Below are 21,844 nucleotides of genomic sequence, written 5' to 3'. Positions count from 1 at the left end.
CGGCTGGGGCGTAAATCGGCAGATAATAAAGTGGCCATGCGCGCGCGCCGGGTTGAAGCCCAAGGCCGGTGGCATTATGCACGCGCCATTCCAGGATAGAACGGGCGATACATGGCAAGCATTGGCGATAATTCGGGCAACGAGGCGGCACTGGCGCGGCAGGCGGAGATTCTCGCCCAACCGCTCACCGAGGACCGGATCATGGCCAACGCCATCCGGGCTTTGGCGATCGACGCCGTGGAAGCCGCGAAGTCCGGCCACCCTGGCATGCCGATGGGCATGGCAGACGCCGCCACGGCACTGTGGACCCGCACGCTGAAATTCGACGCCGCCGATCCTACCTGGTGGGACCGCGACCGTTTCGTGCTCTCCGCCGGGCATGGTTCCATGCTGCTCTACGCGCTGCTGCACCTCACCGGGCATGAGGGCATGGGCATCGAGCAGCTGAAGACCTTCCGCCAGCTGCATTCCCCCGCCGCGGGGCATCCGGAATATCACGAGCACCCGGCCATCGAGATGACCACCGGCCCGCTGGGCCAGGGCTTCGCCACCGCCGTCGGCATGGCGCTGGCCGAGCGCATGCTCGCCGCCAAGTTCGGCAAGAGCCTTGTTGACCACCGCACCTGGGTCGTCGCGGGCGATGGCTGCCTGATGGAAGGCGTGAGCCACGAGGCCGCCGCCCTGGCCGGGCATCTGAAGCTGAACAAGCTCTGCGTGCTGTGGGACGACAACTCCATCACCATCGACGGCGCCACCGGTACCTCCACCTCCGAGGACCCGCTGAAGCGCTTCGCCGCCTATGGCTGGGCCACCCGCCGGGTCGATGGCCATAATTTCGCGGAACTCCAGGCCGCGCTGGCCTTCGCGCAGAAATCCTCCAAGCCGGTGATCATCGCCTGCCGCACCGTCATCGGCTTCGGCGCGCCGACCAAGGCCGGCACCGCCGGCAGTCATGGCGCCCCGCTGGGCGGTGCCGAGGCCGAGGCCGCCAAGCGCGCCCTGGGCTGGGAGCAACTGCCCTTCGTGGTGCCCGAGGACGTGTATAAGCCCTGGCACGAGGCCGGTGCGCGCGGCGCTGTCACCCGCCGCGCTTGGCTGAAGCGCTTGGCCAAGCACCCGATGCGCGCCGAGTTCGAGCGCGTGATGCAGGGCAAGCTGCCCGAGGGCTGGGCTGAGGCGATGTCCGCCTACAAGGCGCAGCTCGCCGAGACCAAGCCCAAGCTCGCCACCCGCCAGGCCAGCCAGAAGGCGCTGGAAGTGCTGGTTCCGGCCATCCCCGAGCTGGTGGGCGGCTCCGCCGACCTCACCGGCTCCAATCTGACGCTGGTGAAGGGCATGGCGGGCGTGGAGCCTGGCAATTACGCGGGGCGCTACATCTATTACGGTGTGCGCGAATTCGGCATGGCGGCGGCGATGAACGGCCTCGCTTTGCATGGCGGGCTCATCCCCTATGGCGGCACGTTCTTCGTGTTCGCCGACTATATGCGCCCGGCCATCCGCCTCGCGGCGCTGATGGGCGTGCGCGCCATCCATGTGCTGACGCATGACTCCATCGGCCTGGGCGAGGACGGCCCGACCCATCAGCCGATCGAGCATCTGGCCTCCTTCCGCGCCATGCCGAACGTGCTGACCATCCGCCCGGCGGACGCTATCGAGACCGCCGAGGCCTGGGAAGTCGCGGTGAAGAACACTACTGGCCCGAGCCTGTTGGTGCTCTCCCGCCAGGGCGTTCCCGCGCTGCGCGACGTGGCCAACGGCAACAAGGTCGCCCGTGGCGCCTATGTGCTGGCCGAGGCCGAGGGCAAGCGCGCCGCCACCATCATCGCCACAGGCACCGAGGTCTCCATCGCCATGGGCGCGCGCAAGGCGCTGGCGGCTCAGGGCATCCAGGTGGCCGTGGTCTCCGCTCCCTGCTTCGAGCTGTTCGCCAAGCAGGACGCCGCCTACCAGGCCGAGGTGCTGGGCGATGCGCCGCGCATCGGCGTGGAAGCCGCCTGCGGCTTCGGCTGGGAGCGCTGGCTGGGGGCCAACGGCGTGTTCATTGGCATGACCGGCTTCGGTGCCTCGGCCCCGGCGGAAGTGCTGTACGAGCATTTCGGCATTACCGAGGCCGCGGTGGTCAAGGCTGTTACGTCGGCGGTCAACGCCTAAATAAATACATCCACATAACGGAGCGAGAACAAAAATGGCTGTGAAAATTGCAATCAACGGGTTCGGCCGCATCGGCCGTCTGGTCCTGCGCGCGCTCATCGAGAGCGGCCGCACCGACGTGGAGCCGGTGCTGATCAACGACCTCGGCTCGGTCGAGGACAACGCCCATATGTTCCGCTACGACTCCGTGCATGGCCGCTTCCCCGGCACCGTCGAAGTGCAGGGCGACAGCCTGGTCATCACCCATAACGGCCGCACCTATGCGCCGATCAAGGTGACCGCCGAGCGCGACCCGTCCAAGGTGCCCCTGCAGGGCGTGGACGTGGCGATGGAGTGCACCGGCCTGTTCACCAAGCGCGAAGCCGCCGCCGCCCTGCTGGCCGCCGGTGCGCGCAAGGTCGTGATTTCCGCCCCGGCTGACGGCGTGGACGCCACCATCGTGTTCGGCGTGAACCACAAGACCCTGACCAAGGACATGGAGATCATCTCCAACGCCTCCTGCACCACCAACTGCTTGGCGCCGGTCGCCAAGGTGCTGCACGAGAATTTCGGCATCGAGCGCGGCTACATGGTCACCATCCACTCCTACACGGGTGACCAGAAGACCGTGGACACCCTGCACAAGGACCTGCACCGCGCCCGCGCCGCCGCCCTGTCCATGATCCCGACCTCCACCGGTGCGGCCAAGGCCGTCGGCCTCGTGCTGCCGGAGCTGAAGGGCAAGCTGGACGGCACCGCCATCCGCGTGCCGACCCCGAACGTGTCGTTGATCTCGCTGGACGTGGTGCTGAAGAAGCAGCCGACCGTGGCCGAGATCAACGCCGCCATGAAGGCCGCCTCCGAGGGTGAGCTGAAGGGCATTCTGGGCTACAGCACCGACAAGCTGGTGAGCCAGGACTTCAACCACGTCCCGGCTTCGTCCACCTTCGACGCGCCGCAGACCACGGTGGTGGATGGCGCGCTCACCCGCGTGCTCTCCTGGTACGACAATGAGTGGGGCTTCTCCAACCGCATGTCCGACACCGCCGCCTACTTTGGTGCGCTGTGAGCAAAACGCTTGACGATGTGAAGGTGGCGGGGCAGCGCGTGCTGCTCCGCGCCGACCTCAACGTGCCGGTGCATGAGGGCAAGGTCTCCGACCTGACCCGCCTGGAGCGTCTTGCTCCCACGATCCGCGAACTTTCCGAAAAGGGCGCGAAGGTGATCGTGCTCAGCCATTTCGACCGTCCCAAAGGCAAGGTCGTTCCGGCGCTGTCGCTGCGTCCCATCGCCGAGGCGCTGGGCACGGTGCTGGGCAAGCCGGTGGCCTTCGCCGCGGATTGCGTTGGCCCCGTGGCTGAGGAGGCCGTCGCCAAGCTGCAGAACGGCGACGTGCTGGTGCTGGAAAACACCCGCTTCCACGCTGGCGAGGAGGAGAACAACCCCGAATTCGCCGCCGCGCTGGCCAAGCTGGGCGACATCTTCGTCAACGACGCGTTCTCCGCCGCGCACCGCGCCCATGCCTCCACCGAGGGCGTGGCCAAGCACCTGCCGTCCTTCGCGGGTCGTCTGATGCAGGCCGAGCTGCACGCGCTGGAAGCCGCTCTGGGCAACCCGGTGCGCCCGGTGGCCGCCATCGTGGCCGGTTCCAAGGTTTCCACCAAGCTGGACCTGTTGAACAATCTGGTCGCCAAGGTGGACATCCTGGTCATTGGCGGCGCCATGGCCAACACCTTCCTGGCTGCGCAGGGCTATAATGTTGGCAAGTCCCTCCAGGAAGCCGACCTGCATGACACCGCACGCGAGATCCTGAAGACCGCCGCCGTGAAGGGCTGCGAGATCATCCTGCCGCAGGATGTGGTGGTAGCCGAGAAGTTCGAGGCCAACGCCCCGACCCAGGTGGTGAAGATCGACGCCATCCCGCACAACGCGATGGCGCTGGACGTTGGCCCCGCCACCGTCGCCGCCTTCATCAACCGCCTGCCCGAGATCAAGACGATCATCTGGAATGGCCCGCTCGGCGCGTTCGAGACCAAGCCGTTCGACGCCGCGACCAACGTGCTGGCGGAAGCCATCGCGCTGGCCACCAAGGAAGGCAAGATCGTCTCCGTCGGCGGTGGTGGCGATACTGTCTCCGCGCTGAAGTTGGCGGGCTATCACGAGCACATGACTTATCTCTCCAGCGCTGGCGGCGCCTTCCTGGAGTGGATGGAGGGCAAGGTGCTCCCCGGCGTGATCGCGCTGAGCAAGGATCTCTCGAACCTCGGGTAAACGCCCGAGCCAAACGCGAAAGGGGGCCATGCATGGCCCCCTTTTTTATGCCCTGGGAAAAGCCCGCGCATGTCTCCCCGCCTGCAAGCCGTGCTACTGACATTCTTTGCCGTGATGCTGTGGGGCATCGCACCGGTAGGCACGCGGTATTTGCTGGGCGACAACCATGCCGCGCTGCCAGGTGCGCCCTTCGCGGCGCTGCGCTACGGCATGGCCTCGGTCTGCTTTTTCCCCTGGTTGGTGCAGGCGTTGCGGAGTTGGTCGAAGCGAGACCTGCTGCTCGGCGCGCTTTGCGGCGTGCTGGGGGTGATGGGCTATAACCTGCCCAATTCCATCGGTAACCGCACGGTTTCGGCGGGCATGGTGGGGCTGCTGAACGCCACCGAGCCGCTGATTATCGTGCTGCTGGTGAGCCTGCGCAGCCGCCGCGTGCCGGGGATATGGACGTTCCTGGCCGCCGTTGTCGGTTTTGCTGGCATTGTCCTGCTGGCCCGCAGTGCTGGTCCCGCCGAGGGCGACGCGCTGGGGATTACATTGGTGCTATTCGCCGCCTTCAACTGGTCCTGCTACTGCGTGCTGATCCCGCCGCTGCTGGTGGCGCGCAGCGCCTTGCAGGTGAGTGCGGTGGCGATGACCGCCGGCACGCTGCCAATGCTGCTGGTGGGCGCGCCCGGCATGAGCCATATGCTGGCGATGATGGATGCGACGCGCTGGGAGATTTCCGTGGCGCTGGCCCTCGGACCGTCGATGATCGCCATGGTGGCCTGGACCAAGGGCTCGGCGGCTTTGGGGGCCGAGGCCTCAGGCTGGTTCCTCTATTTGCTGCCTGTATTCGCCGCTGGCGGTGGCGCGATGGTGCTAGGCGAGCCGCTCACAGCCGTCGAGCTGCTGGGCGGCGGGTTGATCCTGTTCTCGGTATTTATCAGCCAGCGCGGCCCGTCCGCGCGTTAGCGTTGTCTTCAGCCCTCCCGGTCATGGTGCGGGCATGAGTATAGATGATATCTGGTCCGCTTGGCTGCGCCGCGGGCGCGACGGTGGAGACGCGCGAACTGCCGCCCGCGTGGCGGTGGAGACGGGGCGTTTCGCGGCGAAAATTCTCGATGCGGTGGAGCTGCGTCCCGGCATGGCCCTGCTGGATATTGGCAGCGGCGAGGGCCTGATGGCCTGGGCGGCGCTGGAACGCTGCCCGGCGCTGCGTGTGCTGCTCACGGATGTCTCGGAGCCGATGCTCCGCCAGGCGGAGGAGACGGCCAGGCATTTAGGCGTCGCCGGACAATGCCGGTTTCTGCATCGCGGGGGCGATAGCCTGAGTGGAGTGGAGGACGCCAGCCTGGACGTGGTGACCAGCCGTTCCGCTCTGGCCTATGTGGCGGATAAGGATGCCGCGTTCCGGGAGATATTTCGGGTGCTGAAGCCAGGCGGGCGGCTTTCCTTAGCCGAGCCGCTGTTCCGCGAGGAGGCCGAGGCCGTCTGTGCCATGCGCAGGGAACTGGAGGCCGCGCCGCAACCGATGCTGGAGCTGCTGTATCGCTGGAAAGCGGCGCAGTACCCGTACAGCGAGGCGGCGATGGCGGCCAGCGCGATCGCTAGCTACACCGAGCGCGACCTGCTCCGCCTAGCCGCAAAGGCTGGGTTCGGCACGGCGCATCTGGAACTGCACATCGACATTGCCCCCACCCCGCCGCGCGATTGGGGGGTGTTTTGCGCCATCGCGCCGCACCCCTTGGCGCCGTCCTTACGTAAGATTATGGCCCAGAGCTTCACCCCGGAGGAAGCGGTGCGGCTGGAAGCCTTTATGCGCCCCAGGGTGGAAGCCGGGCAGACGTCCTCGACCCGCCGGATGATCTATCTCAGTGCTGAGAAGCCGGGGGCGGGGTAGGCTCTTCTTCGTCTTCATCCTCGCCGTGCTGCTGCGGGATCTTGTAGCTATCCGTCATCCAGCGGCCCAGATCGATATCGGCGCAGCGCTTGGAGCAGAAGGGTTTGTGGTCGGGCGCGGCGGGCTTGCCGCAGATCGGGCATTTCATGGCGATAACAGCTCATGCAAGGGGGGGCGGATGCGCCGCCGGTTGATCTCGGCGAAACCGAGATGGGAGAAGCCAAGCAGGCTGGGACGCAGCGTGTCGGCGGTCAGGGCGGCGCGCAGGGGCTCGGCTAGTTTCTGGCGTTGTGCGGATTTCAGCCCGGCGAAGTCGATGAGGATACCGCCCGAAAGATTGCGGAGCACGATCTGACGGCAGATCTCCGGGATGATGGCGGTGTTCAGCGCCAGCGGGTTGATGGCGCTGGCGGAAGCGGCGTCGATGTCGATGAGCGTCGCCGCCTTGGCCGGGGAGATGTGCATGGCCGCCCCGTGCGGCAGGGGGGCGGTGGGCTCGGCGAGGGCGGTGACCTCGTCTTCCAGCACAGTGTCGAACGCCTTGGCGTCATGGCGCATCCGCCCTGCCAGAGTTGGGCGGAGCTGGGCCATCAGCTCGTAATCGTCGAGCACGATTTCCGCGGCCGGAAACCGAGCGGCCAGATCCAGCAGTGGGCCGGGGCCGCGGCGGATCAGGCCGGGGGCGTCGCCATGCGGCTCGGCCACCACCTCCAGGCGCGGGCCTTTGTCGCCTTGCGGGGCGCGGGTGACGCGCACGGCCACGTAGTCGCCCACGGTAAGATTTTTGCCCCCGGCGCTGTCTGGCAGGAAGCCGGAGAGATCGTTGCCCAGGGCGAGGAAGCGCCCGGCCAGAGCGGGCATCACCGCGTCCACGCGGGCGGTGTAGATATCGCCCAGACCGTCAGGGGCGGCGAGGTTCCAGAGCCAGTATTCGGCGAGGTCGTCTCCGCGCAGCAGGGCGATGCGCACGAGGTCTCCGCGCCGGGAGACCGCGATCATTCCCGCCGCCAGCCCAGGCCGCGCAGCAGGGCGGCGGTTTCGTGCAACGGCAGCCCGACCACGCCCGAATAGGACCCGGCGATGAAGTCGATGAAGGTGGCGGCCCGGCCCTGGATGGCATAGCCCCCGGCCTTGCCTTCCCATTCGCCGCTATCGAGATATTCGCGGATCTGCGGTTCATCGAGCCGGGCGAAGCCGACCACCGAAGGCACCACGCGGCTTGCGATGCGGCCATCTGGCGCGCGCACGGCCACGCCTGTGAAGACCTTGTGACGACGGCCAGACAGTAGGCGCAGATAGGCCTCGGCCTCGTCACGGGAGGCGGTTTTGTGCAGAATCCGCCGACCAGCCGCCACCACCGTGTCGGCGGCGATCACATAGCCATCCTGCGGCGATAATTTGGCGAGTGCTATCCGTGCCGCATAGGCGCGCGGCATCTCCCCGGGGGCGGGCGATTCGTCGATCTCGGGGGCGAAAATCTTCTCCGGCGTGATGCCGATCTGGCGCAGCAATTCCAGCCGTCTTGGGCTGGCCGAGGCCAGAATCACTTGAAGCGGAATGTGATCCGGCCCTTGGTCAGGTCGTAGGGGGTCATCTCGACATTCACGCGGTCCCCGGCCAGAACGCGGATGCGGTTCTTGCGCATTTTGCCGCTGGTGTGGGCCAGGATGACGTGGTCGTTATCGAGCTTCACGCGGAACATCGCATTGGGCAGCAGCTCTGTCACCATGCCGCTGAACTCGATCATATCTTCTTTAGACAAATAAATACCTCTGGGATTGTGAAAAACCTGGGGCTCACATGGGCCGGGTTTTCGTTGCGGTCAAGTTTTGCCCAGTCTGGTGGACACAGAGCGGGCATGCGCTGTCAGCCCCTCGGCCTCGGCCAGGGCCACGGCGGCGGGGCCGATGGCTGCCAGCGCGTGCGGCGGCACGGAGAGATAGGTGGTGCGCTTCATGAAGTCGTACACCGAAAGCCCCGAGGCGAAGCGCGCCGTACCCGAGGTGGGCAGCACATGGTTGGGGCCTGCCACGTAGTCGCCCACGGCCTCGGGGGTGGTGTGGCCGAGGAAGATGGCCCCGGCATGGCGGATCTGGCTGAACAGCCCGTCTGGCTCGGCCAGCATGAGCTGCAGATGCTCGGGCGCGATGCGGTTGGCGAGGTCCACGGCCTCGTCCCAATTATGCACCAGGATGATGGCGCCGTTATTCGCCCAGCTTGCAGAGGCGATGGCCGCACGCGGCAGGGTGGGCAGCAGGGCTTCCACGGCGGAGGCCACGGCGGAGGCGAGGGGGCCGCTGGTGGTGATGAGGATGGATTGAGCGTCCTCGTCGTGCTCGGCCTGGGCCAGCAGGTCGATGGCGATATGCTCCGGGTTGGCGCTGTCATCGGCCAGGATAAGCACCTCGGAGGGCCCGGCGATGGAGTCGATGCCCACCTGCCCGAACACTTGGCGCTTGGCCTCGGCCACATAGGCGTTGCCGGGGCCGACGATGCGGTCCACCGGGCGGATGCTTGCCGTGCCATAGGCCAAGGCGGCCACGGCCTGCGCGCCGCCGATGCGGTAGATCTCCTTCACCCCGGCGATATGCGCGGCGGCCAGAACCAGAGGGTTCAGCTCGCCATGGGGGGCGGGAACGCACATGGCCAAGCGCCGCACACCGGCCACGCGGGCGGGGATGGCGTTCATAAGCACCGAGGACGGATAGCTCGCCTTGCCGCCCGGCACGTAGAGCCCGGCGGCGTCCAGCGGGGTCCAGCGCATGCCGCAGGTGGCGCCTTCATCGTCGGTGAATTCGATGCCGCTGGGGAGCTGCATTTTGTGGAAGGTCTCGATCCGCCGTGCTGCCAGGGTCAGTGCCTCACGCAACTCATGGGAGGTACAGGCCAGGGCGGTATCGATCTCGGCCTGGGAGACGCGCAGGGTTTCGGGCGTCAGATTCACGCGGTCGAAGCGGCTGGTGTAGTCCAGCAGGGCGGCATCGCCTTCCCGGCGCACGCGGGCGATGATCTCGGCCACGGCGCTGCCCACCTGCGGGGCGCTACCCTCGCGGGTCAGCAGATCGGCGAAATCGGCGGCGAAATTCGGGTGTTTGGTCGCCAGCAGCCTCATGCGGACAATGCCTTTCTGAACGCTTCGATCCAGGCGCCGATCTCATCCGGCCGGGTCTTGAGCGCGATGCGGTTGACGATCAGGCGGGAGGAGACTTGCGCGATGACGTCGGTCTCGACGAGGCCGTTCGCTTTCAGCGTGCTGCCGGTCTGCACCAGATCCACGATCAAGCGCGAGAGCCCGAGGCCGGGGGCCAGCTCCATGGCGCCGTTCAGGGCCACGATCTCGGCCTGGATGCCCTTGGCGGCGAAATGCTTCTTGGCCATGTTGGGGTATTTGCTGGCCACCCGGATGCGCGAGGCGCGGGTGAAATCGGTCTGCCCGGCGTCGTCCTTGGGCTCGGCCACCGAGATGCGGCATTGGCCGATGCCGAGATCGAGCGGGGCGTAAACCTCGGGGTAGTCGAATTCCATCAGCACGTCCGACCCGCAAATGCCGATCTGCGCCGCACCGAAGGCGACGAAAGTGGCGACATCGAACGAGCGGACGCGGATCACGTCCAGCTCCGGATGGTTGGTGGGAAAGCGCATGCGGCGCGAGGATTCGTCCGCGTAATCGGCTTCGGGGAAAATCCCGGCGCGGGCCAGCAGCGGACCGGCGTCCTTTAAGATACGACCTTTGGGCAGGGCGAGAACGATCGACATGGCGGGGGGATTACCACCGGGGCAAGGGGGTGGCTAGGGTGGAGCCTCAGGCTTTCGGCGGCATGAGCGCATCATCCATGGCGGCGGCACGTTGGGCGGCGGGGCGGGCCAGGAGGTGCTGGACATAGCTGACAAAGGCTGGACGCGGTTCGATGGTGCCAAAGCGCAGGCAATAGCCGATTTGTGAGCCGAGATAGATGTCCGCCGCCGAAAAAGTGTCGCCGAGCAGATAGGGGCCGGGGTGCAGGGCGGTTTCTAGCGTTGCCAGCACCTCTTCCAGGCTGCCATAGCCCACCGAACCCTTGCGCTCGGGCGGGATTTGCACGCCCAGCGCCCTGTCCATCACCGCGGCCTCGAATGGTCCGGCGCCGAAGAACAGCCAGCGGTAATAGGGGCCACGTTCGCGCGTGCCGGGGGTGGGGGCGAGATCGGCCTCGGGGAAGGCGTCCGCCAGATAGGCTATGATCGCCGCGGTTTCGGTGATGATGGTATGGTCGTGGACGAGGGCGGGAATCTTACCCATGGGGTTGATCGCCAGATAGGCGGGCGCCTTCATTTCCTGACCGTAGGGGATGACTTTCGTCTCGTAGGGCTGCCCGATTTCTTCGAGCATCCAGCGCACCATACGGCCGCGCGACATTGGGTTGGTGTAGAAAATCAAGGCCATGTCCGTTCCTCCCGCCCCGGATGTTGGACGGGAGGAGGCCGGACAGGCAAGGGGGTTAGTGCACCAGGCTGGGCTTCATGTCGTTCTGGACGATGGCCGCCGCCGCGAGCGTGGCGTTGGTGGCGATGGCCATGGGTGTGCCGTCCGCCGCGTGAATGGCGAAGGCCGGGCCCTGCTCGGTCATCACGGGTTTGACGAAGGCGATCTCCTCCATGCCCAGCATGGCAAGCTGGTCTGCGGAGATGTGATGAATGTCCAGCACCGTGCCGGGGACGAAATTGGCCGTGCCGTCATGGTCTTTGATGTTCATCGTGATATCCTTTCCTGCCGCTGAGGGCCTTGGAGCCGATCTCACAGCGGCAATGTGTTCAATTTACGGTCGCCGGGGCCTTAGCCCCCGGCGTTTTCGGTATCCCTGTCCACCACCCGGGCCGGGGCCACGGCCTTGCTGCTCTGGCCACGGGAAATCGGGATCGTCTTCACCACCGGCTGCGGCACGGGGCGTACGAGGTCCACATGCAGCAGGCCGTTATCAAGCCACGCCCCCTTCACCTCGATACCCTCGGCGAGGACGAAGGCGCGCTGGAACTGCCGGGCCGCGATGCCCCGATGCAGGAACACCCGGCCTTGTCCGTCGTCAGTCTGGCGGCCTCGGATTACCAGTTGGTTATCCTCCAGGGTGATCTGGAGGTCGTCCATGGTGAACCCGGCGACAGCCAGGGTAATGCGCAGAGAGATTGGGCTAAGCTGTTCTATATTGTAGGGCGGGTAACCATCCGACGAGTTTTTGGCGGCGCGCTCGATCATCTGCTCCAGATGGTCAAAGCCGAGAAACAAAGGCGAAGTGAATACGCGTGTATTCATGGTAGGGCTCCCCCGAGTTGAGCGAAGCAGGTTGATGGACCCCGAAGGCGTCCGGATGTCCATGTTGTCATATCTGGGGCGGGATGCAAGAGGCTCGTTGCAGGAGCGGGCATCGCAGACTACATCCGTGGCATGTTAGAGACACAGACCGAAGCCGAGCTTCTGCCCATCCTCATCTGCCCCGACCCGAAACTGCGCAAGGTGGCCCGCGCGGTGACGCAGGAGGACGCCGAGGAGGTGCGCGAGCTGATCCCCGAGATGTTCGCCACCATGTATAAGGCGCCTGGCATTGGCTTGGCCGCGCCGCAGGTGGGGCGGCTGCTGCGGGTGATTACCGTGGATGTTGCGCCCAAGGACGTGCCCGCCCCGATTGCGCTGATCAACCCGGAGATCATCGCCAAGTCCGAGGAGACGGCGGTGCAGCAGGAGGGGTGCCTGTCCATCCCCGACCAGTATGCCGATGTTGTGCGCCCGGCGCGGGTGACCGTGCGCTATCTGGATGAGAATTTCCATAAGAAGGAGATCGAGGCGGATGGGCTGCTGGCAGCCTGCCTCCAGCACGAGATCGACCATCTGAACGGTGTGCTGTTCGTGGATTACCTCACCCCGCTGAAGCGCAACATCCTGCTCCGCAAGCTGGCCAAGGCGCAGAAGGAAATGCACGCGCGGTGATGAAATTAGCGTTCATGGGCTCGCCGGACTTCTCGGTTCCGGCGTTGCAGGCCTTGGTGAAGGCCGGGCATGAGGTGGCGGTGGTGTACGCCCAGCCGCCCAAGCCCGCCGGGCGGGGGCAGAAGGAGCAGAAATGCCCGGTGCATCAAGCCGCCGAGGCGCTGGGCCTGCCGGTGCGCACGCCTGCCAAGCTGCGCGGCAATGCGGAGGAGCTGGCGTTCTTCCAGTCCCTGGGGCTGGATGCCGCCGTGGTGGCCGCTTACGGGCTGATTCTGCCGCAGGCGTTTCTCAACGCGCCCAAGCGCGGCTGTTTGAACATCCATGCCAGCCTGCTGCCGCGCTGGCGCGGGGCGGGGCCGATTCAGGCGGCCATCGCTGAGGGCGACGTGGAGACAGGCATCACCATTATGCAGATGGAAGCCGGGCTGGATACTGGCCCGATGCTGCGGCGCGGGGCGCTGCCGATCGGGACGCATGACACTGCGGCTGACCTGCACGACAGTCTGGCGGGCATCGGCGCAAAGCTGATTTTGGCCGAGCTGGCGCAGCCGAGCGAACCCGTGGTGCAAAACGAGGCTCTGGCGAATTACGCGCCTAAGCTCTCGCGCGAGGATGCGCGGCTGAACTTTACTCTGCCTGCCGTGGTGCTGGAGCGGCGCATCCGCGCCTTTACCCCCTGGCCGGGGGCGCTGGGGCTGCTGGGGGACATGGTCATCAAGATCCTGGCCGCCGAGGTGGTACCGGGCGAGGGTGTTCCGGGCGAGATCATCGACGACAAGTTCACCATTGCCTGCGGCGAAGGCGCGCTGCGCCCCACCCGCCTGCAACGCGCGGGCAAAGCGGCGATGTCCACCGCCGACTTCCTGCGCGGCTTTACCCTGCCGGAAGGGGCGCGGTTTTATTGACCCTCTGGGCGCTGGAAATCGAGTATGACGGCCGGCCCTTCATGGGTTGGCAGCGGCAGAAGCATGGCCTTGCCATCCAGCAGGTGGTGGAGGAGGCGGCGGCGCGCGTGCGCGGCGGGGCGGAGGTAACAGAGGCTGTATCCGCCGGGCGCACCGATGCCGGGGTGCATGCGATGGGCATGATCGTGCAGATCGAGCTGCCGGAGCTGACGCCGTTCCGCATCCGTGAGGCGATGAATTTCCATCTCAAGCCGAACCCGATCGTGGTGCTGCGCTGCTGCCCGGCGCCCGATGGCTGGAATGCACGCTTCTCCGCGACGTCCCGCTCGTACCGCTACATCATCTCCAACCGCGCGGTGCCGCCCGCGCTGGAGGCCGGGCGCGTGTGGCATGTGCGCCAGAAGCTGGATGCCGGGCTGATGCACGATGCGGCGCAAACGCTGCTGGGGCATCATGATTTCTCGTCCTTCCGTGCCTCGGCCTGCCAGGCGAAATCGCCGATGCGGACGCTGGATTTCCTCGCCGTGACGCGCGAGGGGGACAAGATTTACGTGGAGACACGTGCGCGCAGCTTTCTGCACCACCAGGTGCGCAATATGGTGGGCAGCCTCGTGAAGGTGGGGGAGGGCAGCTGGCCCGCCCCCAAGCTGGCCGAGGTGCTGGACGCCAAGTCCCGTGCCGCCGCCTCTGTGACCGCGCCAGCCGAGGGGCTGTATTTTACCGGGGTTGTGTATGACCCGGCATTGCCGTTGGAATGAGCGTACATCGCTTCCGCGTATTGGACGGTATGCGTGGAATCGCTGCTTTCACCGTGATGGATCGGCATGCGGGGGTAGGTTTCGGTATCCCGGTGTGCGCGGAACATGGCTATCTGGCTGTCGATTTCTTCTTCATGCTCAGTGGTTTCGTGCTGGCCTACGCCTATGAGCGGCAGATTGCCGGCGGGATGAGCTTCGGGACTTTCGCTAGGTTGCGCTTTGTTCGGCTGTATCCGATGATCTTCGCCGCGGGAGTGTTGGGCGCAGTATGCTTCAGCCCGGGTTGGCCCGGTAAGACGGCTGAATTGGCGGTTCTGAACACTGCCGATTTTGTGCTTTTGCCTCTGGGGCTATTGTTCCATCTCGCGACTTTTCCGGTCAATATTCCGCTTTGGTCTTTGTTTTTCGAGTGTTGCGCGAATGGTGTCTATTTTTCTGCCGCCCGGCTGCCCGAGCGGGAGGTGACCAAGGCTGTGGTCTATCTGGCGGCTACGGGCTTGATACTTGCCGTGATCGCTCATTGGGCGACGCAACTTGGAGCTGTGGGCGTGAACAGTGGGGTGGCATTCCTCGCGGGGTTTCCTCGGGTAGCTTTTTCATTCGGTGCCGGCGTGCTGATGTTCCGGTTCTCCGTGCACCGCCGGTTTCCGGCGGTGCCTGATTATGTACCGGCCGGTGTGTTGACGCTGCTACTGGTGATGCCCGCCTGTGGCTGGTGGTATGACGTACTGTGTGTGCTGTTGGTGTTTCCCGTGTTGCTGGGGCTGGGGAGCCAAGCGGTTGAGAGCCACGGTTTGTCGAGGTTTTGGCTGTTATGCGGCGCGCTGTCCTACCCCGTTTATGTGGTGCATGAGCCAGTGCTGCGCGGCGTGTTCCGTCTGGCTGGGGCGGGATCAGCCCAAGGTTATTGGGCAATGACACTGGCCGTGGCGCTCGCTTATGCGCTGCTGCGCTGGTATGATGAGCCCGTGCGTGCTGCCCTTGCCGCGCGGCTGCAATTGGCCAAGGCTTGAGGCCAGAACAGGGAGTCGCCATGCCACACGCCGATTTCGTCCATCTTCGGGTCCACTCCGCCTTCTCGCTGTCTGAAGGCGCGATCAAGCCCGACAAGATCGCCGGGCTGGCCAAAGAGTACGCCATGCCGGCGGTGGCGATTACCGACACCTCCAACATGTTCGGCGCGCTGGAGTTCTCCCAGTACTGCACCGGTGCCGGTGTGCAGCCCATCATCGGCTGCCAGCTCGGGTTGAAGCGCGAGGGCGTGAATCTTGCCCCGGATAATGTGGTGCTGCTGGCGCAGAACGATGCCGGTTACGCCAATCTCCAACGCCTGACATCGATCAGCTTTCTCGAAGGTGATGGCATCAAGCCGCAAATCACCCGCGAGGCGCTGCTGGAGCATGCCGAGGGGCTGTTCCTGCTCACGGGCGGGGTGCAAGGGCCGATTGGGCGGTTGCTGGCGGAAAGCCAGATGGAGGAGGCGCAGGCCTATCTCGCTGTGCTGGCCGAGGCGTTCGCCGGACGGATCGCGGTGGAGATCCAGCGCCATGGCGAGGCGCTGGAAGAGGCGGTGGAGCCGGGTTTTCTGCAACTGGCGGAGACATTCGCGCTCCCCATCGTCGCCACCAATGAGTGCTTCTTTGCCAAGCCCGAGATGTACGAGGCACATGACGCACTGCTCTGCATCGCCGAGGGCCGCGTGCTGGCCGAGAAGGATCGCCGCCGGGTGACGCCCGAGCATTGGTTCAAGCCCGCCAAGCTGATGCGCGAGCTGTTCGCGGATCTGCCGGATGCCTGCGACAATACTATCGCCATTGCCAAAAGCTGCGCGGTGATGGCGGTCAGCCGCAAGCCGCTGCTGCCAACCTGCCCGAAGGTGCGCGATGGCGCGACCGAGACCGAGACGTTGCGCGCCATGTCGGAAGAAGGCTTGCGCGCGCGGCTGGCCTTCGAGGGCATCTCTGGGGACGCCGAGAAGGAGTATTGGGACCGGTTGGAGTTTGAGCTGGGGATCATCATTCAGATGGGCTTTCCTGGCTACTTCCTCATCGTGTCGGACTTCATCCAATGGGCCAAGGATCATCAGATCCCCGTGGGGCCGGGGCGTGGTTCGGGTGCGGGCTCGCTCGTCGCCTGGGCGTTGCGGATTACCGACCTCAACCCGCTGCGCTACGCGCTTCTGTTCGAGCGCTTCCTGAACCCGGAACGCGTCTCCATGCCGGACTTCGATATCGATTTCTGCCAGGAGCGGCGCGACGAAGTTATTTCCTACGTGACGCGTGAATATGGCGCGAACCGTGTGGCGCAGATCATCACCTTCGGTAAGCTCCAGGCCCGCGCGGCGGTACGCGACGTGGGGCGGGTGCTTGGGCTTCCCTATGGCCAGGTCAACAAGGTTGCGGAGCTGATCCCCAACAACCCGGCCAAGCCGGTGACGCTGAAGGAAGCGATCGACGGCGAGATCAAGCTCCGCGAGCTGCGCGATTCCGATGAGGGCCTGGGCCGGCTTATGGAAATCGCGATGCAGATCGAAGGGCTTTACCGCCATGCCTCGACGCACGCGGCGGGCGTGGTGATTGGTGATCGTCCGCTTGTCGAGCTGGTGCCGCTTTACAAAGATCCGCGTTCTGATCTGCTGGTGACGCAGTACTCGATGAAGTACGTGGAGCAGGCGGGCCTTGTAAAATTCGACTTCCTGGGCCTCACCACGCTCACCATCATCGACCGTGCGCTGAAGTTTTTGCGCCAGCAGGGCATTGAGCTGGATATTTCAAAAATCCCCCTGGATGACAAGAAGACTTACGAGATGATCGGGCGCGGCGATACCGCCGGCGTGTTCACGTTTGAAACCGCCGGCTATCGTGCCGCCTTGCAGCAGATGCGCCCGGACCGATTCGAGGATCTCGTGGCCATCCAGGCGCTCAACCGCCCTGGCCCGATGGCGAACATCCCCGATTACTGCGCACGCAAGCGCGGCGAGCCGTGGGAAGCCCCCGATCCGGCGATTCACCATATCCTGGCTGAGACTTACGGCATCATCGTGTACCAGGAACAGGTGATGCAGATCGCCCAGGTGATGGCGGGTTATACGCTTGCGGGAGCCGATCTGCTGCGCCGTGCGATGGGTAAGAAGATCCGCGCCGAGATGGACACGCAGCGCGCGATCTTCTGCGAAGGTGCGCTGAAGAAGGGCTTCACCGAAGCGAAAGCCAACGAGATCTTCGACCTTATGGCGAAGTTCGCGGATTACGGCTTCAACAAATCGCACGCCGCCGCTTACGCGCTGGTTTCGTACCAGACCGCGTATTTGCGCGCGAACCATACGGTGGCGCTCCTCGCGGCCTGTATGTCGCTCTCCATCACCAACACCGACAAGCTGGCAATTCTACGCGGCGATGCGATGCGCTCGGGGATAAAGGTGCTGCCGCCGGATGTGAATAAATCCGGCGCCGACTTTCAGCCTGAGTTGTTGGAAGAGGATGAGGGTTACGGCATCCGTTACGCGCTCGGGGCGGTTAAGCGCGTTGGCGTTGGCGCCATGGAGGAGCTGGTAAAAGCGCGCGGCGATAAGCCGTTCAAGGATATTTCCGATTTCGCCAACAGGATCGACGCCAAGACGCTGACCCGCGCGCAGATCGAAATCCTCGCCAAGGCCGGCGCGTTCGACAAGCTGGAGAAGAACCGCGCGAAAGTCTTCGCGGCGGCGGAGATGATCATGCGCACCGCCCAGGCCGAGGCGCAGGAGCGCTCCTCCGGGCAGATCGGGCTGTTCGGCGGCGGTGAGCCGGAGAAGATCCGCCTGCCTGAAATCCCCGATTGGCCGGAGCTGGAGCGGCTGAGCCATGAGGCGGAGGCGATCGGGTTCCATGTGTCGGCGCATCCGCTGGACATGTACGCCCAGGCGCTGAAGCGGCTGGATGTGGTGCCGTCCGGGGCGATTCAGCGCCGCGCCGAGGCAGGGGCATGCCGGATCAAGCTCGCTGGCACGTTGGGGGCGAAGAAGGAGCGCATCACCCGCACCGGCAGCCGCATGATGTGGGCCACGCTCTCGGATATGCAGGGCAGTTTCGAGGTCACGCTGTTTTCGGAAGTACTCAACCGCAGCCGTGAAATTTTGGAAGATGGCGTGGCGCTGCTGGTGACCGCCGATGTGAAGATGGAAGGTGAGTCCCTGCGCATCACGGCATCGGATGTCAGCCTGCTGGATAGTGCCGCCGCCGATGCCGGGGCGGGGATGAAGATCTGGCTCGACCGCACCGAGGCCGTGCCGCACATTAAATCGCTGCTGGAGCGCGAAGGCAGGGGCAAGGGCCGCGTGGTACTGGTGCCCAGAACCGGGGAGGAGCGCAGCCTCGATATCTGGCTGCCCGGCGGGTACAATGTCTCGCCCCGCCTTGCCCAGGCGATGAAGCTCGTGCCGGGGGTGGAATTGGTCGAGGATGTATGACAGGCTGAGCGCGTAACGAAGCGGCGCGGTTCGGGCGGGGTTGATCCGGCGCATTGTGCACCGTGACGGGGCTGTCTATCCTCCCCGCGCCAGTTTAAGCGGAGCCTCCATGCGTTTTTCCCGCCGCGCCTTTCTCGCCAGCACCGCCTGTTTGGCTTTTGCCCACGCGGCCCGCGCCGAGGGCTATGTGAAACCGGTGGATTTTACCCCCGGCGGTGGCCCTCCGGTGGCGCCGGTACGCCCAGTGGTAGAAACGCTCTGGGGACACCAGATCACCGACAGGTATCGCTGGATGGAGGCGCAAGGCCCGGAATGGCAGGCTTATATGCGCGCCCAGGGCGCCTATGCCGCCAAGGTTCTGGCTGCGCTTCCCGGGCGCGATGCCTTGGCCGAGGCCATCGGCAAAAACACTGCCGCCGTGGCTGCGGTGGTGAGCGTGCAGACGGGCGGGGAGACGCTGTTCATCGAGCGCCGCCCGGCCGGGGCCAATACCTCCAAGCTGTTCATGCGTGCGGGGGCCAACGGCGCGGAGACGCTGCTTATCGACCCCGACAGCTACGCCAAGCCCGGCGAGCATGCCGAGCTGGATTGGTGGGAAGCCTCGCCCGATGGCGCGCATGTCGTTTTCGGCGTTTCTTCCGGCGGGTCGGAGCGTTCGGTGCTGCGCGTGCTGGATGTGACGACAAACACCGTGCTGCCTGAGCAGATCGACCGCACCAACTGGGCCAGCCCGAGCTGGCTGCCGGATGGCTCGGGTTTTTTCTACAACCGGTTGCAGGACGTATCGCCCGACAGCCTGGATTACGAGAAGAACAGCCTGTGCTGGCTGCATCGGTTGAATACCGACCCGGCGCAGGATGTGAAGCTTTTCGGCCATGGGCTGGATGCCTCGGTACCGGTGCAGGACATCGATGCGCCGGGGATCGCTGTCACGCCGGGTTCGGATATTGCAATCGGCATGCTGGAGTCCGGTGTGCAGAATGAGCTGACGCTCTATGCCGCGAAGCTTACGGATGTGCTGGCTGGGCATCCGGGCTGGGTGAAGATCTGCGCCCCGGAGGATGCGGTGACCGGGTTCGCCGTGCGTGGAGCGGAGATCTTTCTGCTCACGCACAAACATGCGCCGCATTACAAGGTGCTGAAACTCGCGGCGGAAAAGCCGCAAATCGCCAATGCCGTGGAGGTGGTGCCGCAGAGCATGGCGGTGATCCGCGCCATCGCGGCGGCGCGGGATGGCTTGTATATCCGCGAACTCGATGCCGGGCTGGCCGGGCTGCGGCACTTGGGCGCGGACGGCAAGATCACCCAGGTGGCGCTGCCGTTTTCCGGCGCCATCGATGAGGACAGCTTCTACGCCGACACGCTGCATGGCGGTGCGTGGTTCGGCCTGGAATCCTGGGTGCGGCCGCAGGTGATCTGCCATGTGGCACCCGATGGCGGGGTGATGCAAACGGACATCGCCCCCCGGCCGGAGATCGACGTTTCCCCCTATGTCTCGGAAGAGGTGTTCGCCACCGCGCGGGATGGTGCGCGCGTGCCGCTCTCCATTGTCTATCGCAAAGGAGTGAAGCGGGACGGGGCCGAGCCGCTGCTGATGGAAGCATACGGTGCTTACGGCATCACGCTCGATCCGGTTTTTCTGGCGCGCTGGCTGCCGTTTCTCGATGCCGGTGGGGTGTTCGCCGTGGCGCATGTGCGCGGCGGTGGGGAGCTGGGAGAGGAATGGCATCTGGCAGGGCAGAAGGCGGAGAAATACCATACATGGCAGGATGCCGAGGATTGCGTGCTGCATCTTATCGAGGCTGGATACACCTCGCACCGGCGCGTGGCGGTGATCGGCGGCTCGGCGGGCGGCATCACCGTGGGGCGGCTGCTCACCGAGCGCCCGGAGTTGGTGGCGGCGGTGATCGACATGGTCGGCGTTTCAGATGCGCTGCGCAGCGAGTTCTCGCCCAACGGCCCGCCGAACATCCCTGAATTCGGCACGGTGAAAACCGAAGAGGGGTTCCACGACCTGCTGGCGATGGATGCCTACCAGCATGTGCATGACAAGGTGAAATACCCGTCCGTGCTGCTGACCACCGGGATGAACGATCCGCGCGTGGCGCCCTGGGAGCCCGCCAAGATGGCGGCGCGGCTACAGGCGGCCACGGCCTCGGGCAATCCGGTGCTGCTGCGCGTGGACACGGATGCCGGGCACGGGATCGGCTCCACCCGCGCCCAGCGCGATCAGGAAACCGCCGACATCATGGCGTTTGTGCTGTGGCGGACGGGCGATCCGCGGTATCAGCCGAAGGTCTGAGGAAATTGTGTGAGAGCGCGTGATAAAGCGGCTCACGCGCGATCAGCTTGGAAGCGCCAAGGCCGAGCATCGAGGCCAGCATCAGCGGGATGACATTGGCGTGGTTGCCGGTCATTTCCATGATGATGACGAAGGCGGTCATGGGCGACTGCACCACGCCCGCGAAATACCCGGCCATGCCCAGCACCGCACCCAGGCTGGCGCCGCTGGCCCCGGCGATCCAGGCCCCCAAGCCAGCCCCCACAGCCAGTGATGGCGCGAAGATACCGCCCGGCAGGCCCGAGATGGCGGTGACCAGCGTGGCCGCGAATTTGGCCAGCCAGAAATCCCAGCCTGGGGCGTGGCCCTCCACGGCGGCGCGGGCCTGGGCATAGCCGGTGCCGAAGGTGGCGCCATGCGTGGCCACGCCGATGCCCGCTACCACGAGGCCGCAGAGCAGGGGGAAGATGAAACGTCGGCGCGAGTCGTGGGCGGCGATCCACCGGCTCGCGAAACGCGAGCCCTCCAGCATCAGCCGCGAGAACGCGCCGCCTGCCAGCCCGCCCAGCCCGCCGCAGGCCACGGTGAGCAGCCAATCGCGCGGATGCACCACGGCGGCATGGGTGATGCCGAAATAGGTGTAATTGCCGGTGACGCCCAGCGAGACCAGGCCGGATATGATGACGGTGGTGAGCACCAGCCCATTGGTGCGGACCTCGAAGGAACGGCTCATTTCCTCGATGGCGAACACCACCCCGGCCAGCGGCGCGTTGAAGGCGGCGGCGATACCGGCGGCGGACCCGGCCAGGATCAGCCCGCTCTCATTGGCCAGCGACTCGATGCGCGAGACCTGCAGCATCAGCGCCGCTCCCACCTGCACGGTCGGCCCCTCGCGCCCCACAGAGGCGCCGGTGAGCAGGCCGAGCACGGTCAGGCCGATCTTGCCGAAGCAGATTTTCAGGGAGAGCAGGCGTTGCAGCGCCATGCCGCGTGGCATCTGGCGGGCGGCGATGGCTTGCGGAATGCCGCTGCCCTGCGCGCCGGGGAAGAGTTCCCGTGCCGCCCAGGCGCTGAGGACGAAGCCAGCCGGGGTGAGTAACAGCGGCAGCGCCCAGAAGTTGTGAGACGCGGTGAGGAAGGTATTCTGGGCCCAGTCCGCCAGCTTGGCGAAGGCGATGCTGACCCCGCCAACCACCAGGGCCCCGCACCAGAAT

General features: G+C 65.5%; 21 protein-coding genes. 11 read left to right on the top strand and 10 right to left on the bottom strand.

All coding sequences use genetic code 11. The features are described from left to right. Window positions 1-111: 111 nt before the first annotated feature. From tkt to HNP71_RS08835, 5 genes are all read left to right on the top strand, one after another. The gene (gene tkt / locus HNP71_RS08855; protein WP_183266533.1) at window positions 112-2,151 is read left to right on the top strand and encodes a transketolase; all 2,040 of its coding nucleotides are present in this window, start codon (window positions 112-114) and stop codon (window positions 2,149-2,151) included. Window positions 2,152-2,185: 34 nt separating this feature from the next. Beyond that, window positions 2,186-3,199 carry a type I glyceraldehyde-3-phosphate dehydrogenase gene (gene gap, locus HNP71_RS08850; protein ID WP_183266532.1) on the top strand — a complete coding sequence of 338 codons (1,014 nt, stop codon included), beginning with the start codon at window positions 2,186-2,188 and terminating at the stop codon, window positions 3,197-3,199. Further along, a complete protein-coding gene (locus HNP71_RS08845) occupies window positions 3,196-4,401 on the top strand; it encodes a phosphoglycerate kinase (protein WP_183266531.1) in 1,206 nt (401 codons plus the stop codon). The genes gap and HNP71_RS08845 overlap by 4 nt, the downstream gene beginning before the upstream one ends. A 69-nt stretch (window positions 4,402-4,470) precedes the next feature. Continuing rightward, window positions 4,471-5,352 carry a DMT family transporter gene (locus HNP71_RS08840; RefSeq protein ID WP_183266530.1) on the top strand — a complete coding sequence of 294 codons (882 nt, stop codon included), beginning with the start codon at window positions 4,471-4,473 and terminating at the stop codon, window positions 5,350-5,352. A 34-nt stretch (window positions 5,353-5,386) separates the two neighbouring features. Beyond that, complete coding sequence (locus HNP71_RS08835) at window positions 5,387-6,280, top strand: class I SAM-dependent methyltransferase (RefSeq protein WP_183266529.1); 894 nt, start codon at window positions 5,387-5,389, stop codon at window positions 6,278-6,280. Here the strand turns inward: HNP71_RS08835 and HNP71_RS08830 are convergent. The 9 genes from HNP71_RS08830 to HNP71_RS08790 all read right to left on the bottom strand — a co-directional run bounded on the left by HNP71_RS08830 (window position 6,252) and on the right by HNP71_RS08790 (window position 11,567). After that, a complete protein-coding gene (locus tag HNP71_RS08830) occupies window positions 6,252-6,428 on the bottom strand; it encodes a DNA gyrase inhibitor YacG (RefSeq protein WP_183266528.1) in 177 nt (58 codons plus the stop codon). The genes HNP71_RS08835 and HNP71_RS08830 overlap by 29 nt on opposite strands. Beyond that, complete coding sequence (locus HNP71_RS08825; RefSeq protein ID WP_183266527.1) at window positions 6,425-7,279, bottom strand: ribonuclease E/G; 855 nt, start codon at window positions 7,277-7,279, stop codon at window positions 6,425-6,427. The genes HNP71_RS08830 and HNP71_RS08825 overlap by 4 nt, the downstream gene beginning before the upstream one ends. Further along, window positions 7,276-7,827, bottom strand: a complete 552-nt coding sequence (locus tag HNP71_RS08820; RefSeq protein ID WP_343062372.1) for a Maf family protein — start codon at window positions 7,825-7,827, stop codon at window positions 7,276-7,278. Before HNP71_RS08820 ends, HNP71_RS08825 begins: the two co-directional genes overlap by 4 nt. Then, window positions 7,824-8,042: a translation initiation factor IF-1 gene (gene infA, locus HNP71_RS08815; protein ID WP_183266526.1), complete on the bottom strand. Its 219-nt coding sequence runs from the start codon at window positions 8,040-8,042 to the stop codon at window positions 7,824-7,826. The genes HNP71_RS08820 and infA overlap by 4 nt, the downstream gene beginning before the upstream one ends. 60 nt (window positions 8,043-8,102) lie before the next feature. Continuing rightward, on the bottom strand, window positions 8,103-9,392 hold the full coding sequence (gene hisD / locus HNP71_RS08810) for a histidinol dehydrogenase (RefSeq protein WP_183266525.1): 1,290 nt from the start codon (window positions 9,390-9,392) through the stop codon (window positions 8,103-8,105). Further along, window positions 9,389-10,036, bottom strand: a complete 648-nt coding sequence (hisG, locus tag HNP71_RS08805) for an ATP phosphoribosyltransferase (RefSeq protein ID WP_183266524.1) — start codon at window positions 10,034-10,036, stop codon at window positions 9,389-9,391. Before hisG ends, hisD begins: the two co-directional genes overlap by 4 nt. 46 nt (window positions 10,037-10,082) lie before the next feature. After that, window positions 10,083-10,703: a glutathione S-transferase family protein gene (locus HNP71_RS08800; RefSeq protein ID WP_183266523.1), complete on the bottom strand. Its 621-nt coding sequence runs from the start codon at window positions 10,701-10,703 to the stop codon at window positions 10,083-10,085. 55 nt (window positions 10,704-10,758) lie between these two features. Beyond that, entirely contained in the window at window positions 10,759-11,013 is a 255-nt protein-coding gene (locus HNP71_RS08795; RefSeq protein WP_183266522.1) for a DUF1150 family protein, read from the bottom strand. 80 nt (window positions 11,014-11,093) lie between these two features. Beyond that, on the bottom strand, window positions 11,094-11,567 hold the full coding sequence (locus HNP71_RS08790) for an Hsp20 family protein (protein ID WP_183266521.1): 474 nt from the start codon (window positions 11,565-11,567) through the stop codon (window positions 11,094-11,096). A gap of 132 nt (window positions 11,568-11,699) precedes the next feature. On the opposite strand from HNP71_RS08790, the gene def reads away from it, so the two are divergent. The 6 genes from def (at window position 11,700) to HNP71_RS08760 (ending at window position 20,651) form a co-directional block, all read left to right on the top strand. Further along, a complete protein-coding gene (gene def / locus HNP71_RS08785) occupies window positions 11,700-12,239 on the top strand; it encodes a peptide deformylase (RefSeq protein WP_183266520.1) in 540 nt (179 codons plus the stop codon). Further along, on the top strand, window positions 12,239-13,144 hold the full coding sequence (gene fmt / locus HNP71_RS08780) for a methionyl-tRNA formyltransferase (protein WP_183266519.1): 906 nt from the start codon (window positions 12,239-12,241) through the stop codon (window positions 13,142-13,144). Before def ends, fmt begins: the two co-directional genes overlap by 1 nt. Beyond that, window positions 13,141-13,902 carry a tRNA pseudouridine(38-40) synthase TruA gene (gene truA / locus HNP71_RS08775; protein WP_183266518.1) on the top strand — a complete coding sequence of 254 codons (762 nt, stop codon included), beginning with the start codon at window positions 13,141-13,143 and terminating at the stop codon, window positions 13,900-13,902. Before fmt ends, truA begins: the two co-directional genes overlap by 4 nt. Continuing rightward, on the top strand, window positions 13,899-14,915 hold the full coding sequence (locus HNP71_RS08770; protein ID WP_183266517.1) for an acyltransferase family protein: 1,017 nt from the start codon (window positions 13,899-13,901) through the stop codon (window positions 14,913-14,915). Before truA ends, HNP71_RS08770 begins: the two co-directional genes overlap by 4 nt. Window positions 14,916-14,935: 20 nt before the next feature. Continuing rightward, a complete protein-coding gene (gene dnaE, locus HNP71_RS08765; protein ID WP_183266516.1) occupies window positions 14,936-18,349 on the top strand; it encodes a DNA polymerase III subunit alpha in 3,414 nt (1,137 codons plus the stop codon). Between the two features lie 109 nt (window positions 18,350-18,458). Beyond that, the gene (locus tag HNP71_RS08760) at window positions 18,459-20,651 is read left to right on the top strand and encodes a prolyl oligopeptidase family serine peptidase (protein ID WP_183266515.1); all 2,193 of its coding nucleotides are present in this window, start codon (window positions 18,459-18,461) and stop codon (window positions 20,649-20,651) included. On the opposite strand, the gene HNP71_RS08755 is transcribed toward HNP71_RS08760, so the two are convergent. Further along, window positions 20,596-21,825, bottom strand: coding sequence for a chloride channel protein (locus HNP71_RS08755; protein WP_343062371.1), 1,230 nt, complete (start codon window positions 21,823-21,825; stop codon window positions 20,596-20,598). The genes HNP71_RS08760 and HNP71_RS08755 overlap by 56 nt on opposite strands. Window positions 21,826-21,844 lie beyond the last annotated feature (19 nt).

The organism is Acidocella aromatica, from assembly GCF_014201825.1.
In the GTDB taxonomy this organism is placed as follows: domain Bacteria; phylum Pseudomonadota; class Alphaproteobacteria; order Acetobacterales; family Acetobacteraceae; genus Acidocella; species Acidocella aromatica.
This window is presented reverse-complemented; position numbering and strand designations above follow the sequence as displayed.

What these genes read in the sequence shown, in the direction of transcription:
- tkt (WP_183266533.1), top strand. Translation starts at nt 112, where the DNA reads ATGGCAAGCATTGGCGATAATTCGGGCAACGAGGCGGCACTGGCGCGG.
- hisD (WP_183266525.1), bottom strand. Translation starts at nt 9,392, where the DNA reads ATGAGGCTGCTGGCGACCAAACACCCGAATTTCGCCGCCGATTTCGCC.
- HNP71_RS08760 (WP_183266515.1), top strand. Translation starts at nt 18,459, where the DNA reads ATGCGTTTTTCCCGCCGCGCCTTTCTCGCCAGCACCGCCTGTTTGGCT.
- HNP71_RS08825 (WP_183266527.1), bottom strand. Translation starts at nt 7,279, where the DNA reads ATGATCGCGGTCTCCCGGCGCGGAGACCTCGTGCGCATCGCCCTGCTG.
- HNP71_RS08790 (WP_183266521.1), bottom strand. Translation starts at nt 11,567, where the DNA reads ATGAATACACGCGTATTCACTTCGCCTTTGTTTCTCGGCTTTGACCAT.
- HNP71_RS08835 (WP_183266529.1), top strand. Translation starts at nt 5,387, where the DNA reads ATGAGTATAGATGATATCTGGTCCGCTTGGCTGCGCCGCGGGCGCGAC.
- HNP71_RS08770 (WP_183266517.1), top strand. Translation starts at nt 13,899, where the DNA reads ATGAGCGTACATCGCTTCCGCGTATTGGACGGTATGCGTGGAATCGCT.
- HNP71_RS08795 (WP_183266522.1), bottom strand. Translation starts at nt 11,013, where the DNA reads ATGAACATCAAAGACCATGACGGCACGGCCAATTTCGTCCCCGGCACG.
- fmt (WP_183266519.1), top strand. Translation starts at nt 12,239, where the DNA reads ATGAAATTAGCGTTCATGGGCTCGCCGGACTTCTCGGTTCCGGCGTTG.
- hisG (WP_183266524.1), bottom strand. Translation starts at nt 10,036, where the DNA reads ATGTCGATCGTTCTCGCCCTGCCCAAAGGTCGTATCTTAAAGGACGCC.
- def (WP_183266520.1), top strand. Translation starts at nt 11,700, where the DNA reads ATGTTAGAGACACAGACCGAAGCCGAGCTTCTGCCCATCCTCATCTGC.
- HNP71_RS08840 (WP_183266530.1), top strand. Translation starts at nt 4,471, where the DNA reads ATGTCTCCCCGCCTGCAAGCCGTGCTACTGACATTCTTTGCCGTGATG.
- HNP71_RS08830 (WP_183266528.1), bottom strand. Translation starts at nt 6,428, where the DNA reads ATGAAATGCCCGATCTGCGGCAAGCCCGCCGCGCCCGACCACAAACCC.
- dnaE (WP_183266516.1), top strand. Translation starts at nt 14,936, where the DNA reads ATGCCACACGCCGATTTCGTCCATCTTCGGGTCCACTCCGCCTTCTCG.
- gap (WP_183266532.1), top strand. Translation starts at nt 2,186, where the DNA reads ATGGCTGTGAAAATTGCAATCAACGGGTTCGGCCGCATCGGCCGTCTG.
- HNP71_RS08800 (WP_183266523.1), bottom strand. Translation starts at nt 10,703, where the DNA reads ATGGCCTTGATTTTCTACACCAACCCAATGTCGCGCGGCCGTATGGTG.